Origin of the sequence: Parabacteroides sp. AD58, from assembly GCF_023744375.2 — a bacterium.
Classification (GTDB): Bacteria; Bacteroidota; Bacteroidia; order Bacteroidales; family Tannerellaceae; genus Parabacteroides; species Parabacteroides absconsus.
This window is the reverse complement of record NZ_CP146284.1, coordinates 960946-976048: the sequence shown is the minus strand read 5'-3', so window position 1 is coordinate 976048 and position 15103 is coordinate 960946. Positions and strand designations below refer to the sequence as shown.

Here is a 15103-nt window from a genome sequence, read left to right as displayed (position 1 = left end):
TATATTATTTATTATCGTTCGTAATATCCATCTGTTCATCTTCGGCCGTATCAAACAGGCTGCCTAACTGGCTTTCGATGCTGAAGTCTTCCGTATCCTGGCTTACCTGGTTCATTGACAGTTTCATGTGCGACATAACGAGTTCGCTGTCCGTACACCGTTGCCCGTTGATATAGGCAATGCACTGATTGCTGTCTTTTTGTTTCAGCAGGTACAACGAACTGGAAAGCAGGCAACAGAAGAAAACGGCCGCGATGCTTCTCCATTTCCATACCTGCCGGGAAATTGGTCTGCTGTTTTGCTGCTGATGCAGTCTTTTGCCGACGGCCAGATAACCCATGACGGCTTTCAGTTCGTCGAAAGCCGGGTCTTGTGCTTCCGGAGTAGCCAGGAAAAGTCTCAACAGTCTTTCTTCCTCATCAGAAGTCTCGGCTTCAAAATATTTTTCGGCGAGATGTTTCCATTCCTCTTGTGTCCGCTTGGGGAGTTGTAAATGCTGCTGTCTCATTTGCTTCTTTCCTCCATTCTTTGGTATATTTCTCGAATCGTTTTACGGGCTCTGCTCAGCTGGACCCTGACAGCCGCAGGCTGCATATTCAGGTCGTGGGCGATATGCTCATAGTCTTCTTCTTCAAATTCCTTCCGGCGCAGGATTTCCTGCTGGATGGGCGTAAGTCTAGACCGGATAATCCGTTCGACAGCTGCATAGGTTTCATCTCTTTCCAGCTGTTCATCCAGACAGTCGGTTATGCCTCCGTCGCGATCCGGATCGATCTCTACTGTCTGATACCGTTGTTGCTTACGCCAGGAATCAATACAGACGTTTTTTACGGTGGTTGTCATCAGCGCTTCTGCCTCTTTGGGTGAATGAATCGTGTCATGATGAGGCCACAGTTTGCAGAAAGCTTCCTGTAAGGCATCTTCAGCATCTTCTTCATTGGGAAGAAAGCGCAGGGCAAAACGCTTGAAGCGTTCTTGCAAATGCGAGAAGGTGACAACCAGTGTGTCTTTATTCTTGTCGTTCAACATCCGATTTTATCAGTTATCTTTTCTTGTTTCATAAGGAAAACGTACATACTCGAATTTTGTAACAAAGGAAAAGCAAATTTTTTTAGGATTACTTGTGCAGGGCCGGAAGTTGAATTGCGGGCATAAAAAAAGGCTATCCTCACGGACAGCCAATCTTCATTGTTAACCTTAAATCTAATACCATGAAAAACACGATGCAAATATATAGACTTTATGTTATGTAACATAGCCTTTGATCAGTTTTTCTTTGTATTTTAACAAGGTTTAATATTATAATGTCCAATCTTACGCTATAACTGGATTCTGTAGACGGTGAAACTGCAAGGCTGGATAGTCAGTTTTGCTTTAGGAACTTCCAGTTCGATGCTGGATTCGACAGGCGTAAGCTGGGTGTCACTTAAATCCAGTGATTGCAGGGTTTGTACCTTCGCTGTCCGTTTGCCGTCGGCAAAGCCTTCCAGATTCCAGGTGATTCTGCGTTTGTACAGTCCGCTGTTCACTACCTTAATGATTAATTCGTTGGTCTGTTTGTCGATTGCCGCTGTCGCGTATAAGTCGTTTTCGCCGGCAACCGGCTGATTATTTCGGGTCAGTTTTACCACATCCGTTCCTTTGTTCTGCGAATACATCTGCTGTACATAATAATTCGGTGTTCTGAAAACCGATAAATTATCAAACCAGATCAGGTCGGGGCGCCATTGCCAGGCATCAACATGAGCAAACAAAGGCGCATACGTACATAAATGAACTACATCGGCATTGCGCTCCAGTCCGGTCATGAATGCAGCTTCACAAAGAGCCGCCAGAAAACTGTTGGCTTGCGTATCGGTATGGCAGGCATATTCACCGGCAAAGACTTTCGGTGCATTCCGGTCATACGAATCATATCGCTTGGCATTCGACAGGAACCATTCGGGCTGGCGGTAATAATGTTCGTCCACCAGATCAACCTTCAGTTTCTTCATTTCCGGCCACAAATAATCAAATTCTTCTCCGGAAGCTTGCGGGCCTGCTCCGCCAACAATCTTTATATCCGGATATTTGGCCCGGATGGCTTCCACAAATGGTTTGAGTCTTTCTACATAAATAGAACCCCATTGTTCATTACCGATGGCAATATACTTCAGGTTAAATGATTCGGGATGTCCCATTTTCGCACGGATTTTACCCCATTTTGAAGTCGCCGGTCCGTTGGCAAATTCAATCAGATCGAGTGCGTCCTGGATATAAGGCTGCAATTCATTTAGAGGAGCATGTTCGTCCATATCGTCGTTTTCATACTGGCAGGAAAGTCCGCAGTTGAGAACAGGCAGCGGTTCTGCTCCGATATCTTCGCTTAACAAGAAATATTCATAGAAGCCAAGTCCCAGTGACTGGTAATAGTCCGGGAATTTCCGATATGAGAATGTATAGAACCAGCGGTTAATGTTTGTAGGTCGGTTTTCAACCGGACCGATTGTATTTTTCCATTGGTAGCGGGTTTCTCGGGTCGTTCCTTCAACTATGCAACCGCCCGGGAAACGGAAAATGCCCGGATGCAATTCTTTCAGCGCTTCAACCAGGTCGGCTCGCAAGCCGTTTGCACGTTTCTTATAGGTGTTTTCCGGAAATAAAGAGATATGATCCATGTCGATGGTTCCGGCATCTTTCAGGGTGAGGCGCAGATGAGCCCGTTTTTCGGTATCTTCGGGTGTAAGCGTGACCGTATATTTTTTCCAGTCTTTCCCGGAAATGGTCATTTCCTTGGTCTCGAAAATCTCATTATCCTCGCTGATCAGTTCAATACGGAGGCGAATAGGAGCGGCCGACTGGGTGCGCGCATAAGCAGAAAGGAAGTATGATTCTCCGCCTTTAATGCCCATGCCTTTGAACCCTTCGTTTTCCAATCCGGTCTGGGTGATTTCTTGGTTATAAGACAGACGAACGTAATGAGGATTGCGCTCGAAACAGGGATCTTTTTCAAGAATCTGTACAGTCCCGAAAGGAATCCAGCCCATTAGTGGTTCCTGAAACTCAAAAGAACGGTTTTTTACCAATTCTGCATACAATCCACCGTCAGCTCCAAAGTTGATGTCTTCAAAGAAAATGCCGTACATGGTAGGTCGTATAGGGAATAATGTCTGACCAGTTTGTATATCAAACTGAATTTCCCGGTTGTTGTCTTGGGCTAAAGCGGGCAAGACACTCAGTCCTGCGCTCAAACAGCACAGGCAAGCAAACTTTTGGAATTTTGTTTTCATATTCATGTATTCCTTTAAGGTGTATTTTTTACATTTGCCAAGATAAAAAGAAAAAATGGATTGGCAATAAAAAATTTTCGTATATTTGACCACTCTTTTGATGAACTGTAAGATAAGAGATGTTTATACGAAAATATTTGTTGAGAAAATGTACATAAAACAATTAATACTCAACTGAATATTTCCTTTTTTATGTAAGAAAATATAAATTAATGTTATATAACATCTTTCTTTCTGGTGCAACATTGAAAGAAGAATTTTACTTTTACAAGCAGTTTATAAACTTAATACGCATGGAAAACGAGAAAACAAAGTCTGGTTTATGCTTTGAAGCTTTTAAGAAGCAAGTTGATGGAAAAGAAACTTCAATTTGTGTCCTCTCCAATAAAAAAGGTGCTGAGGCTGTCATAACTAATTATGGTGCCAAAATAGTATCATTAATGGTTCCTGACAATAAAGGTAAATGGGTAGATGTTGTACTGGGGCATGCCTCTATCGATGATTATCTGTCATCGGGCGAACCGACCTTTGGTGCGACTTGTGGCCGGTATGCGAACCGAATAGCGAAAGGCCGTTTTGTTTTGGATGGAACAGTTTATGATCAGCTGGCAATCAATAACGGTCCGAACAGTCTGCATGGCGGTCTGCGCGGTTTTCATTTCCGGGTATGGGATATGGAACAGGTCGATCCGCAGACGGCACGTTTAACTTATGTAGCGGCTGATGGGGAAGAAGGTTATCCCGGAGAATTGACGGCTGTCGTTACTTATCATCTGGCAGATGATAACGAAATGGTCATTTCTTATCAGGCAAAAACAACGAAACCTACGGTTGTTAATTTAACCAATCATTCTTATTTTAATCTGTCGGGCGAAGGCGACCGTTACATTGGGGATCATATCCTGATGATTGATGCGGATGCTTATCTGCCGACTGATGAGACAGCCATTCCTTACGGCCCTCAGGAAAAAGTAGCAGGAACGCCGATGGATTTCACTCAACCGCATGAAATAGGAGAACGGATTAACGAGAGTTTCCAGCAGTTGATCTTTGGAAAGGGATACGATCATTGCTATGTGCTGAATTCAACTTGCAAATGCAACAGAATTCTGATTAATAATTTGTTTAAATTTTTCGTTTGGCGTGAGGTATCCAAGTCTTTTACGAGGTCGATTATTGAGTTTATTTTCAATCCACTTAATCTGTTTGTTGGTTACTTCACTAAAGTCCTTACCCTTTGGGATATACTGCCTGATAAGCCCGTTGGTGTTTTCATTGGCACCACGTTCCCATGAGTGGTATGGTTTGCAAAAATAGAATTTTATTTCCAATTTTTGCGCAATTTCCTCGTGCTTTGCAAACTCCTTTCCATTGTCAGCCGTAATTGTGTGTATTAAGTTTTTCACTTTCCGCAGTGCCCATACTGCAATCTTAGCTACCGGGATGGCTTCTTTTCCCGACAACTTGCGTATCCAGACCCTGCTTGTTGCTCTGTCGTTAATGGTAAGAATGGCACCTTTGTGGTTCTTACCAATAATTGTATCTATCTCTAAATCACCAAATCTCTCCTTCAGTTCCACTATCTCGGGACGCTCATCAATATCCACCCTGCCTGGGATAAATCCTCGCCCTGCATTTTTAGAACCACGTTTGGCATACCTGCGACCTTGTCTGCGAAGATATTTGTGCAGTTTGCCACCCCGCCGCTTATCCTCCCAAATCCAGCGATATATCGTTTCGTGAGATACCATCGCAATTCCCTCCAAGCGGCTCCTGCCGACAATCTGCTCCGGGCTGAATCCTTTCTTCAACAGCTTTATTATCCGTTTTCTCATTGCCGGTGTAAGCACTTCCTTGCGATGTTTTTGCTGCTTGCGCCTGTCTGCTTTTCGCTGGGCAAGCTCCATGCTATAGCTACCACTTCGGGCGTCGCAATTGCGCTTTATCTCCCTGTAAACAGTGCTTTTATCTACTCCGATAGCTTCCGCTATTGCTTTTTTGCTCATCGGTATTTGCAACATCATAGAAATTGCATACCTTTGTTCCTCGGTTATATGTTTGCTCATCTGCAACTTTTTTTTCTTTGGACGGACAATTAAAGCAAAGATAGCAAACTTTATCCATTCAGAGTGAGAGAAAGGGGGACATTGTCTCTCTTTCCTCTCTGAAAAATAAATGTTTTTATTGCTTATTATCCGCACCCAAAAAGTTGCATTTATAAGTTGAACTCAAGTGTATTAAATAAGGAAGGGAATGAAATGGCACTGGCTTCGCGCTGCTATTCTCCTAAAACAGGTATTGTGATGGAAACCTATACTACAGAACCGGGTATTCAACTTTATACAGCCAATTGGTTGAATGAATCAATCATTGGTAAAAACGGTCATCCTTACCCAGAACGCTGTTCTTTCTGTTTGGAAACACAACATTTCCCCGATAGTCCGAACAAACCGGAATATCCATCAACTGTTTTGCGCCCAGGAGAAATCTTCCAGAGTCAGACAGTATATAAATTTAGCGTAGAATAATCAATAAAACATTAATAATTAAACGACTTAAAAACAAATGAATTCAACTAATCAGAAAAATTACACATTGCCTATCATTATGATGGTGGCATTGTTTTTTATGATCTCATTCGTAACGGGTCTGCAGAATCCGTTCGGAGTCATTGTTAAACACCAGTTTCAGGCAACAAACCTGATGTCGCAGTTGGGTAACGCCGCCAACTTTATCGCTTATGCGTTTATGGGTGTGCCTGCCGGTATGTTGTTGCAGAAAATTGGTTACAAGAAAACAGCTTTATTAGCCATCATCGTTGGCTTTGTAGGTGTATTTATTTCTTATTTGTCAGGCTTGGCAGGAAGCTATGCTGTTTATTTGACAGGTGCTTTCGTTTCAGGTTTCTCTATGTGTATGCTGAATACCGTAGTTAATCCGATGTTGAACACCTTAGGTGGTGGCGGTAATAAAGGGAACCAGCTGATTCAGGTCGCAGGTTCTGTTAACTCCATCGGTGCAACAATCGTTCCGGTATTGGTAGGTTATTTAATGGGTGATGCTGCTCAGGCAACGATTAGTGATGCAGCTCCGGCTCTGTTCTTGGCAATGGGTATCTTTGCTTTGGCATTTATCGTATTGATCAGTATGAACATTCCGGAACCAAGTCTGGAACGTCAGCAGAAAAGTTCAAGTTCGTCAGACAAGCATAGTGCTTTCTCTTTCCGTCACTTTATTTTAGGAACGGTTGCCATCTTTATTTATGTAGGTGTTGAAGTTGGTATTCCTAACTTTATGAACCTGTTTGCAACGAGCGAAGAGCTGGGTATTGACCCGACAACCGCAGGTAGTTTGGTAGGTACTTACTGGTTCCTGATGATGGTAGGACGTTTGTGTGGTGCTTCTTTAGGTGCTCGGTTCTCAAGTAAATCTATGTTGACTTTGGCTTCAGCAGTAGGTCTTGTATTTATCTTGATTGCTATTTTTGCTCCGATTACAACGAAAGTGAGCATGCCGGTATTCTTGTCAAGCTTGTCATTCGGTATGGTTGAAGTTCCAATTGGTATCATGTTCTTGGCTCTTTGTGGTTTGTGTACATCAATCATGTGGGGTGGAATCTTCAACTTGGCTGTTGAAGGCTTGGGTAAATATACAGAAGCTGCTTCCGGATTCTTCATGGTAATGGTTTGCGGTGGTGGTATTCTGCCGTTGATTCAAGGTGTAGTTGCTGATAATGCTGGTTTCCAGGCAAGTTATTTCGTTATCTTGGTTGGTTTGGCTTATCTGTTGTACTATGCGTTAATTGGAAGTAAAAATGTCAATAAGGATATTCCTGTTGATTGATTAAGCGAGAATAAAATTATAGGGTAAAAGTAGCTAAGTAGGGTTACTATTCTACTTAGCTGCTTATTTTTTTAATTGAATATTATTTGTCATTATGAAAGAGAAGATCAGTAAGAAATTCGAGGAACTGTTTAATACAACGGGTGCTTTTTATGCTTCGCCAGGTCGTATTAACTTGATAGGTGAACATACAGATTATAACGGAGGTTTTGTTTTCCCTGGTGCCATCGATAAAGGCATGATTGCAGAAATCAAGCCTAATGGAACAGGAAAAGTACGTGCATTTTCGATTGATTTGAATGATTATGCAGAATTTGGCTTGACAGAAGAGGATGCACCAAAGGCCAGCTGGGCGCGTTATATCTTTGGTGTATGCCGTGAAATCATCAAACGAGGTGGCAATATTCAGGGATTTGATACCACATTTGCCGGAGATGTTCCTTTAGGAGCAGGCATGTCTTCTTCTGCTGCTTTGGAAAGTACTTATGCCTTTGCCTTGAATGAAATCTTTGAATTGAACATTGACAAGTTTGAACTGGCAAAGATCGGTCAGGCTACAGAACACAATTATTGTGGCGTGAATTGTGGTATTATGGACCAGTTCGCTTCTGTTTTTGGTAAGAAAGGCCATCTGATCCGTTTGGATTGTCGTTCATTGGAATACAAATATTTCCCGTTTGATCCGGAAGCCGCTGGTTATAAACTGGTCTTGCTGGATTCAGTAGTTAAACATGAACTGGCTTCATCTGCCTATAACAAACGCCGTCAGTCTTGTGAGAACGTAGTTGCAGCCATTAAGCGTAATCATCCGGAAGTGGAATTCCTGAGAGATGCTACGATGGAAATGTTGAATGAAGTGAAGGCTGATGTAAGTGCTGAAGACTATATGCGTGCTGAATATGTCATCGAAGAAATTCAACGCGTATTGGACGTTTGTGATGCATTGGAGAAAGGCGATTACGAAACAGTCGGAGAAAAGATGTATGGAACGCACTACGGCATGAGTAAATTGTATGAAGTTAGTTGCGAAGAACTTGATTTCTTAAATGATATTGCCAAGGAATGTGGCGTAACTGGCTCTCGTGTGATGGGAGGAGGTTTCGGTGGTTGTACCATCAATTTGGTAAAGGAGGATAAATATGATGCTTTTGTGGCGAAAGCTTTTGCTGAATATACAAAGAAATTCGGTCATGAGCCTAAATTATACAATGTAGTTATCAGTGATGGTGCCAGACGTCTGGCTTAATACACGTTTATAATTCCTAAATATTATGTCAACATTATATTATCAGGGTGAGTCTAAATTCTTTGTTGCTGTCGATTGTATTTTGATCGGATTCGATAACAGAGAACTGCATGTACTGTTGTATAAACGTTCTTTTGAACCTCTGAAAGGTTCATGGTCTTTGATGGGCGGATTTGTCCGTGAAGGAGAAAGTGTATCTCAGGCTGCTAACAGAGTCCTGACAGATTGTTCTGGAGTTGACAATTTATTTATGGAGCAAGTAAGAGTTTATGGAGAGATAACCCGCGATTTAGGAGAGCGGGTTATCTCTGCTGCTTATTATGCACTAGTCAATATGGCTAGTATAGATGTAGATACCCTGAAAGCCCATGATGCTGTTTGGGTTAAAATTACCGAACTGCCAGAACTGATTTTTGATCACAAACAAATGATAGAAGACTCAATAGCTATTTTGCAGCGCAAGGCAGCTACTCATCCAATTGGATTTAATCTTCTTCCCGAGAAGTTTACTTTGCCACAATTACAAACATTGTATGAAGCCATTTATCAGGCACCCTTGGACAAGCGAAATTTCCGCAAGAAAATTAATTCTATGGATATATTGGAAAAACTGGAAGAAAAGGATAAAAGCTCATCTAAGAGAGGTGCTTTCTATTATACTTTCAATAAGGAAAAGTATGATGATTTGCAGCATAAAGGTGTTTGTTTTTCTTTGTAATTAGTACAAATGTCAATTTTATTTTCATAAAAAGTAGCTCATTCGTGTCAAAGCGATTGTTTTGCTGATGAATTATGTTTAAATTTGCAAACAAATTAACGAATAGCGATATGAACGACATTAAATTAATGAATAGAGCAGCTGATAATATACGTATTTTGGCTGCATCCATGGTTGAAAAGGCTAAATCAGGACACCCGGGCGGTGCAATGGGCGGCGCAGACTTTGTCAACGTATTGTTCTCTGAATTTTTAGTATATGATCCGCAGAATCCAAGATGGGAAGGACGTGACCGTTTCTTTTTGGACCCGGGACATATGTCTCCGATGTTGTATTCTGTACTGGCTTTGACCGGTAAGTTTACAATGGATGAATTGAAAGACTTCCGTCAGTGGGGCTCTGTCACTCCCGGACATCCAGAAGTAAATGTAGATAGAGGTATTGAAAATACTTCAGGTCCGTTAGGCCAGGGGCATACATATGCAGTAGGAGCAGCTATTGCGGCTAAGTTCCTTCAGGCCCGTTTAGGCAAAGAAGTAATGGATCAGACTATTTATGCCTATATTTCTGATGGCGGCATACAAGAGGAAATATCTCAAGGAGCAGGACGTGTTGCTGGTACATTGGGCCTGGATAATTTGATTATGTTCTACGATGCCAACAATATTCAGCTTTCTACGAAAGTAGACGAGGTTGATAATGAAAATGTCGCTTTAAAATATGAGTCATGGGGTTGGAAGGTTATTTCGATCGATGGTAATGACGCAGACGCTATTCGTCAGGCTTTGAAAGAAGCAAAAGCTGAGAAAGAAAGACCTACTTTGATTATTGGTACAACTGTTATGGGCAAAGGCGCATTAGGTGCTGATCATAGCAGTTATGAAAATAAGGTTTCCACACATGGCCAGCCATTATCAGCCGCCGGTGTTTCAATGGAAGATACAATTAAGAACTTGGGCGGAGACCCGGAAAACCCATTTGTCATTTTCCCTGAAGTGGAAGCTTTATATGCAAAAAGAAAAGCTGAATTGAATGAATTAATGGCCGAAAAGAAAGCTGTTAAGGCGGCTTGGGCAGAAGCTCATCCGGATTTGGCTGTTAAAATGGCAAACTGGTTTGCTGGTAAGATTCCTGAAATAGATTGGGCCGGCATTCAACAGAAAGCCAATCAGGCAACTCGAGCTGCTTCTGCTACCGTATTAGGCGTATTGGCTTCTTCGGTAGAGAATATGATTTGCGCTTCAGCCGATTTGTCTAATTCGGATAAGACAGATGGTTTCTTGAAGAAGACACATGCCTTTGTGAAAGGCGATTTCAGTGGAGCCTTTTTCCAGGCAGGTGTGGCTGAACTGACGATGGCTTGTATCTGTATTGGTATGTCATTGCATGGTGGTGTCATCGCTGCGTGCGGTACGTTCTTTGTCTTCTCAGACTATATGAAACCTGCTTTGCGAATGGCTGCCTTAATGGAACAGCCAGTTAAGTTCATCTGGACACATGATGCTTTCCGTGTTGGAGAAGATGGTCCGACTCACCAGCCGGTTGAACAGGAAGCACAGGTTCGTTTGTTGGAGAAGCTGAAGAACCATAAAGGACAGAATTCTATGTTGGTACTTCGTCCGGCAGACGGTGCTGAGACTACTGTTGCATGGAAAATGGCGATGGAAAATATGTCAACGCCGACTGCGTTAATTTTGTCCCGTCAAAATATAACTGATCTTCCTGCGAAGGGAAATCGATATCAAGAGGCATTAGGAGCAGAAAAGGGTGCTTATATTCTGAATGAGGATGCCAATCCGGATGTTACGTTGATTGCGTCAGGTTCTGAAGTATCTACTTTGGTGGATGGTGCTGCTTTATTAAGAGCTGACGGTGTTAAGGTTCGTATCGTTTCTGTTCCGTCAGAAGGATTGTTCCGTGCTCAGCCGAAAGATTATCAGTATTCTGTCATTAAGCCGGACGGTAAGAACTTTGCATTGACAGCCGGTTTGCCGGTAAGCATGGAAAGCTTGGTAGGTTTCAATGGTCGTGTATGGGGAATGAATTCATTTGGTTATTCCGCTCCATACAAAGTATTGGATGAAAAATTAGGCTTTACAGGCCAGAATGTATATAAACAGGTAAAAGAGTTACTGGCTGAATAAATATTCTATGAAAACAATTGGATTGTGTTGCGATCATGCCGGATTCCCTTTGAAGGAATTTGTAAAGAAAGTTTTAAGAGAAAGAGGTTGGGAGTTCAAAGATTTCGGGACTAATTCTGCTGATAGTTGTGATTATCCCGATTTTGCTCATCCTTTAGCAGAGGCAGTAGAAAAGGGCGAAGTTTATCCGGGTATTGCTATCTGTGGATCTGGTAACGGTATCAGTATGACATTGAATAAGCATAAAGCAATTCGTGCAGCTCTTTGCTGGAAAGAGGAACTGGCTGTTTTGGCACGTGCGCATAATGACGCCAATGTCTTGGTTATGCCGGGTCGTTTTATTTCAGAAGAAGAAGCATTGAAAGTCATGGATGCTTTTTTCAGTACACCTTTTGAAGGCGGACGTCATCAGCGTAGAGTAGAAAAAATATCTGAATTCTAATTATACATAGAATAAAATACATTGAATCCTTCTTGTGGTTTTCGCAAGAAGGATTTTTTTATGCTCTTCTCAGTTTCATTTAGCTCATTACAGACCTTTCTTTTATCTGTCAAAATGAGGAAAACGGCTGTTTAAAATTCCAATTGGTTTTTCGTAATTAAAATTTGCTTTCTTGGAAGAAAAAAGATAGATTTGCGATATAGGTTTGATTGAAAAATACGGAAGGAAAATGGAAGATAACAAAAATAGAATGATATTGACCATCGGTCGTCAGTTTGGAAGTGGTGGCCGTGAAATTGGCATGAAATTAGCGAAAGTCTTGGGAATAGGCTATTATGATAAGGAACTGATAGCCGTAGCTGCCCGTGAAAGTGGCTTATGTACCGAAGTCTTTGAGAAGGCTGATGAGCGGGCATCAAGTGGTATGGCTTATGCTTTTACGATGGGTTATCCGTATATGGGCATGTTTATGCCTTATAATGATATCCTGTCAAATGATGAGCTGTTCCGTATCCAAAGCGAAGCAATCCGGAATCTAGCGGCGAAGGAGTCGTGTGTGATGGTTGGCCGTTGTGCCGATTATATCTTGCGGGATGACCCGGCTTGCATCAGTTTCTTTATTCATAATAATCCGGAGATTCGTGTTCAGCGTATTGTTGAGAGTATGGGCGTTTCTGTTGAAGAAGCGAAGAATCTGATGACGAAGACAGATAAAGGACGCGCATCTTACTATAATTATTATACAAATAAAACATGGGGTGCTGCCGCTTCCTATAATCTTTCCATTGATGCTTCGATATTAGGTATTGATGATACGGTTGATTTCATCAAGACATTTGTGGAGAGAAAGCTAAGGAAATAATTCCAGTTAAGCTGGTTTATATAGAACTTCCACTTCTGCATCCGCTCTGTTCGGATAGAAGTGGAAGTTTTTTGTATGGGAAATACTTATTTTACTTCGAGAACTACAATCGACTGGGCGGGCATTTGGACATGCAGCAAGCCGTCTTTGTCAATTTTTGCTCCTTTGAATTCTTTCGGTTCTACCTGATGTGGCTGATCAAATGTGTTATGGGCATTGATGTTGCTGCCAGCCAGGATACGACCATTGACTTCCTTGAGTTGTAATCCTTGTAAGTCAATTTGTACGTCTTCTGTCTGTTCGAGGTCTACATTTGCCAGGCTGATGTGTATTTTACCGGCTTTATCTTTCGAGGCCGAAACACTGAGCATCGGGACTGTACGATCATCTCTTACTTTTACCTGATCACAAATCAGATCCAACGGCAACCAGGTTGCGTCCTGATGTACTTTATACATTTCGAATACGTGATAGGTAGGTGTCAGGAGCATTTTCTTTCCGTTTGTCAGAATAACAGACTGGAGTACATTAACGATCTGGGCAATATTCGTCATCTGGATGCGATCACAGTATTTGTGGAACAAATTCAATGTCAGTGCTGCCACAAAAGCATCACGCATGGTATTCTGCTGGTAAAGGTGACCGGCGTTGGTTCCCGGTTCAACGTCCCACCAAGTTCCCCATTCATCTACCATCAGGGCGATATTCTTTTTCGGATCATATTTATCCATGATTTGGATATGCTTTTGGATGACCGGTTCGATTTCCAGACATTTTCCCATGGTCCAGTAGAAGTCATCCGGATCGAAATCGGTGGCCGAACCTTTACTTCCGTCCCAGCCGGTTACTGTATAATAATGTAAAGAAATGCCATCCATGCGTCCACCGATGTTTTTCATCAGGACTTCTGTCCAGTTATAGTCATAATCACTGGCTCCGCTGGCTACTTTGAATAGCTGATTTCCGTCGTAATTCCGGCAATAAGTAGAATATCGTCTGTATAAGTCCGAATAGTATTCCGGACGCATGCTTCCACCGCAGCCCCAGCTTTCATTGCCGACACCGATGTATTTTACTTTCCAGGCTTTGTCTCGTCCGTTCTGTCTTCTCAACCGGGCCATCGGACTGTCGCCTTCAGACGTCATATATTCGATCCATTTGGCCATTTCTTCCACACTTCCGCTACCGACATTGAGGCTGACATAGGGTTCGCAACCGATCAGTTCACACAGATTGAGAAATTCGTGTGTACCAAAGCTGTTGTCTTCGATGGTTCCACCCCAGTTGTTATTGACCATTTTGGGGCGTTGCTCTTTAGGGCCGATGCCATCCATCCAGTGATATTCGTCGGCAAAGCAACCTCCGGGCCAGCGAAGAACAGGAACTTGCAGTTTTTTCAACGCTTCGAGGACATCGGTTCTGTAACCTTGCGTATTGGGAATATCGCTGTCCGGACCAACCCAAAGTCCTCCGTAAATACAACTTCCCAAATGTTCGGCAAAATGTCCGTACAAGTTTTTGTTGATTGTGGTTGTACCTTTGTCCGGATAAATGCGGACTGATGCATCTCGTTGTGCCCATGCCGGTAATGCAACGGCAGCTAATAGTAATAGAATTGCTTTCTTCATGGAAAAATGTTTAAGATTGTTATTATTGGCAAATATACACTTTCTTTATAAATGCACAAGTATAAATGGGAGAAATTGTGTGATAATGAGAAATAAAAGTCGGATTCGGTAAAAATAAAACAAACGGGAATCGTTGTCGAAACAAACGAGATTTATTTGTGGAATAAACGAGAATCATTTGGAGTTATAGGCAGCCCGAAGCCGATAAATATTTTTGATATCGCAATAAAAGAATTCAATCAAAAGTTTCTTGATGAATTCGAAAGTAGAGATTATCTTTGCAATAGAAAAAATGAATTAATAGTAATAACAACCAATAAAATTAGCGATTATGAAAAAGAAATGGATTTGTACAGTATGTGGTTATGTTCATGAAGGTGATGAAGCTCCAGATTTCTGCCCGCAGTGTAAACAACCAAAAAGCAAGTTCAGAGAATTAATTGAAACAACAGGTACGCTGTCTTTTGCAGACGAACATGTTTTAGGCGTAGCAAAAGGTTGTGATGATGAAATGATCAAAGATTTGAACGCTCATTTCATGGGAGAATGTACAGAAGTTGGTATGTACTTGGCGATGAGTCGTCAGGCTGATCGTGAAGGTTATCCTGAAGTGGCTGACGCTTTCAAACGCTATGCTTGGGAAGAAGCTGAACATGCAGCTAAATTCGCTGAATTGTTAGGTGATGTTGTATGGGATACTAAGACTAACTTGGAAAAGCGTATGAATGCTGAACAGGGTGCTTGCGAAGATAAGAAACGTATTGCAACACGTGCAAAACAGTTGAACTTGGATGCTATTCATGATACAGTTCATGAAATGTGCAAAGACGAAGCTCGTCACGGTAAAGGCTTCGAAGGTTTGTTCAACCGTTATTTCAAGAAATAATTATATTATTCGGTTCTGAAGCCGGTATTCTTAGGTAGTAGAAATTACTTCCGGGAATACCGGTT

12 protein-coding genes and 2 pseudogenes are annotated in these 15103 nt (G+C 42.0%); 9 read left to right on the top strand and 5 right to left on the bottom strand.

What is annotated here, in order from left to right; all coding sequences use genetic code 11:
- Positions 1 to 4: 4 nt before the first annotated feature.
- The 3 genes from NEE14_RS04110 to NEE14_RS04100 form a co-directional block, all read right to left on the bottom strand.
- Positions 5 to 508: a hypothetical protein gene (locus tag NEE14_RS04110; RefSeq protein WP_251968548.1), complete on the bottom strand. Its 504-nt coding sequence runs from the start codon at positions 506 to 508 to the stop codon at positions 5 to 7.
- Complete coding sequence (locus NEE14_RS04105; RefSeq protein WP_251968549.1) at positions 505 to 1029, bottom strand: RNA polymerase sigma factor; 525 nt, start codon at positions 1027 to 1029, stop codon at positions 505 to 507. The genes NEE14_RS04110 and NEE14_RS04105 overlap by 4 nt, the downstream gene beginning before the upstream one ends.
- Before the next feature lie 290 nt (positions 1030 to 1319).
- Positions 1320 to 3269, bottom strand: coding sequence for an alpha-L-arabinofuranosidase C-terminal domain-containing protein (locus NEE14_RS04100; RefSeq protein WP_251968550.1), 1950 nt, complete (start codon positions 3267 to 3269; stop codon positions 1320 to 1322).
- A 293-nt stretch (positions 3270 to 3562) separates the two neighbouring features.
- Here NEE14_RS04100 and NEE14_RS04095 point away from each other — a divergent pair.
- Positions 3563 to 4354 (top strand): annotated as a pseudogene (locus NEE14_RS04095) (aldose epimerase family protein); the annotation flags it as partial.
- Here NEE14_RS04095 and NEE14_RS04090 read toward each other — a convergent pair.
- Positions 4355 to 5335, bottom strand: coding sequence for an IS30-like element IS4351 family transposase (locus NEE14_RS04090; protein WP_005794072.1), 981 nt, complete (start codon positions 5333 to 5335; stop codon positions 4355 to 4357).
- Between the two features lie 168 nt (positions 5336 to 5503).
- Between NEE14_RS04090 and NEE14_RS04085 the strand changes: the two are divergent.
- From NEE14_RS04085 to NEE14_RS04055, 7 genes and pseudogenes are all read left to right on the top strand, one after another.
- A pseudogene (locus tag NEE14_RS04085) lies at positions 5504 to 5797 on the top strand (galactose-1-epimerase); the annotation flags it as partial.
- A gap of 37 nt (positions 5798 to 5834) precedes the next feature.
- A complete protein-coding gene (locus NEE14_RS04080; RefSeq protein WP_251966562.1) occupies positions 5835 to 7112 on the top strand; it encodes an MFS transporter in 1278 nt (425 codons plus the stop codon).
- A 94-nt stretch (positions 7113 to 7206) separates the two neighbouring features.
- Positions 7207 to 8358, top strand: a complete 1152-nt coding sequence (gene galK / locus NEE14_RS04075) for a galactokinase (protein WP_251966561.1) — start codon at positions 7207 to 7209, stop codon at positions 8356 to 8358.
- Between the two features lie 25 nt (positions 8359 to 8383).
- Positions 8384 to 9076: an NUDIX hydrolase gene (locus tag NEE14_RS04070; RefSeq protein WP_251966560.1), complete on the top strand. Its 693-nt coding sequence runs from the start codon at positions 8384 to 8386 to the stop codon at positions 9074 to 9076.
- Between the two features lie 110 nt (positions 9077 to 9186).
- Positions 9187 to 11220, top strand: a complete 2034-nt coding sequence (locus tag NEE14_RS04065) for a transketolase family protein (RefSeq protein WP_251966559.1) — start codon at positions 9187 to 9189, stop codon at positions 11218 to 11220.
- A 7-nt stretch (positions 11221 to 11227) separates the two neighbouring features.
- Complete coding sequence (gene rpiB / locus NEE14_RS04060; protein ID WP_251966558.1) at positions 11228 to 11662, top strand: ribose 5-phosphate isomerase B; 435 nt, start codon at positions 11228 to 11230, stop codon at positions 11660 to 11662.
- 229 nt (positions 11663 to 11891) lie between these two features.
- Positions 11892 to 12524 carry an AAA family ATPase gene (locus NEE14_RS04055; RefSeq protein WP_251966557.1) on the top strand — a complete coding sequence of 211 codons (633 nt, stop codon included), beginning with the start codon at positions 11892 to 11894 and terminating at the stop codon, positions 12522 to 12524.
- A gap of 86 nt (positions 12525 to 12610) precedes the next feature.
- On the opposite strand, the gene NEE14_RS04050 is transcribed toward NEE14_RS04055, so the two are convergent.
- A complete protein-coding gene (locus tag NEE14_RS04050; RefSeq protein WP_251966556.1) occupies positions 12611 to 14152 on the bottom strand; it encodes an alpha-N-arabinofuranosidase in 1542 nt (513 codons plus the stop codon).
- A 331-nt stretch (positions 14153 to 14483) separates the two neighbouring features.
- On the opposite strand from NEE14_RS04050, the gene NEE14_RS04045 reads away from it, so the two are divergent.
- Positions 14484 to 15038 carry an NADH peroxidase gene (locus NEE14_RS04045; RefSeq protein ID WP_251966555.1) on the top strand — a complete coding sequence of 185 codons (555 nt, stop codon included), beginning with the start codon at positions 14484 to 14486 and terminating at the stop codon, positions 15036 to 15038.
- The last annotated feature ends 65 nt before the right edge of the window (positions 15039 to 15103 follow it).

Excerpts from the sequence above, each read along its gene's own strand:
- NEE14_RS04055 (WP_251966557.1), top strand. The coding sequence starts at position 11,892 with ATGGAAGATAACAAAAATAGAATGATATTGACCATCGGTCGTCAGTTT.
- NEE14_RS04065 (WP_251966559.1), top strand. The coding sequence starts at position 9,187 with ATGAACGACATTAAATTAATGAATAGAGCAGCTGATAATATACGTATT.
- NEE14_RS04110 (WP_251968548.1), bottom strand. The coding sequence starts at position 508 with ATGAGACAGCAGCATTTACAACTCCCCAAGCGGACACAAGAGGAATGG.
- NEE14_RS04070 (WP_251966560.1), top strand. The coding sequence starts at position 8,384 with ATGTCAACATTATATTATCAGGGTGAGTCTAAATTCTTTGTTGCTGTC.
- NEE14_RS04080 (WP_251966562.1), top strand. The coding sequence starts at position 5,835 with ATGAATTCAACTAATCAGAAAAATTACACATTGCCTATCATTATGATG.
- NEE14_RS04100 (WP_251968550.1), bottom strand. The coding sequence starts at position 3,269 with ATGAAAACAAAATTCCAAAAGTTTGCTTGCCTGTGCTGTTTGAGCGCA.
- NEE14_RS04105 (WP_251968549.1), bottom strand. The coding sequence starts at position 1,029 with ATGTTGAACGACAAGAATAAAGACACACTGGTTGTCACCTTCTCGCAT.
- NEE14_RS04045 (WP_251966555.1), top strand. The coding sequence starts at position 14,484 with ATGAAAAAGAAATGGATTTGTACAGTATGTGGTTATGTTCATGAAGGT.
- rpiB (WP_251966558.1), top strand. The coding sequence starts at position 11,228 with ATGAAAACAATTGGATTGTGTTGCGATCATGCCGGATTCCCTTTGAAG.
- galK (WP_251966561.1), top strand. The coding sequence starts at position 7,207 with ATGAAAGAGAAGATCAGTAAGAAATTCGAGGAACTGTTTAATACAACG.
- NEE14_RS04090 (WP_005794072.1), bottom strand. The coding sequence starts at position 5,335 with ATGAGCAAACATATAACCGAGGAACAAAGGTATGCAATTTCTATGATG.
- NEE14_RS04050 (WP_251966556.1), bottom strand. The coding sequence starts at position 14,152 with ATGAAGAAAGCAATTCTATTACTATTAGCTGCCGTTGCATTACCGGCA.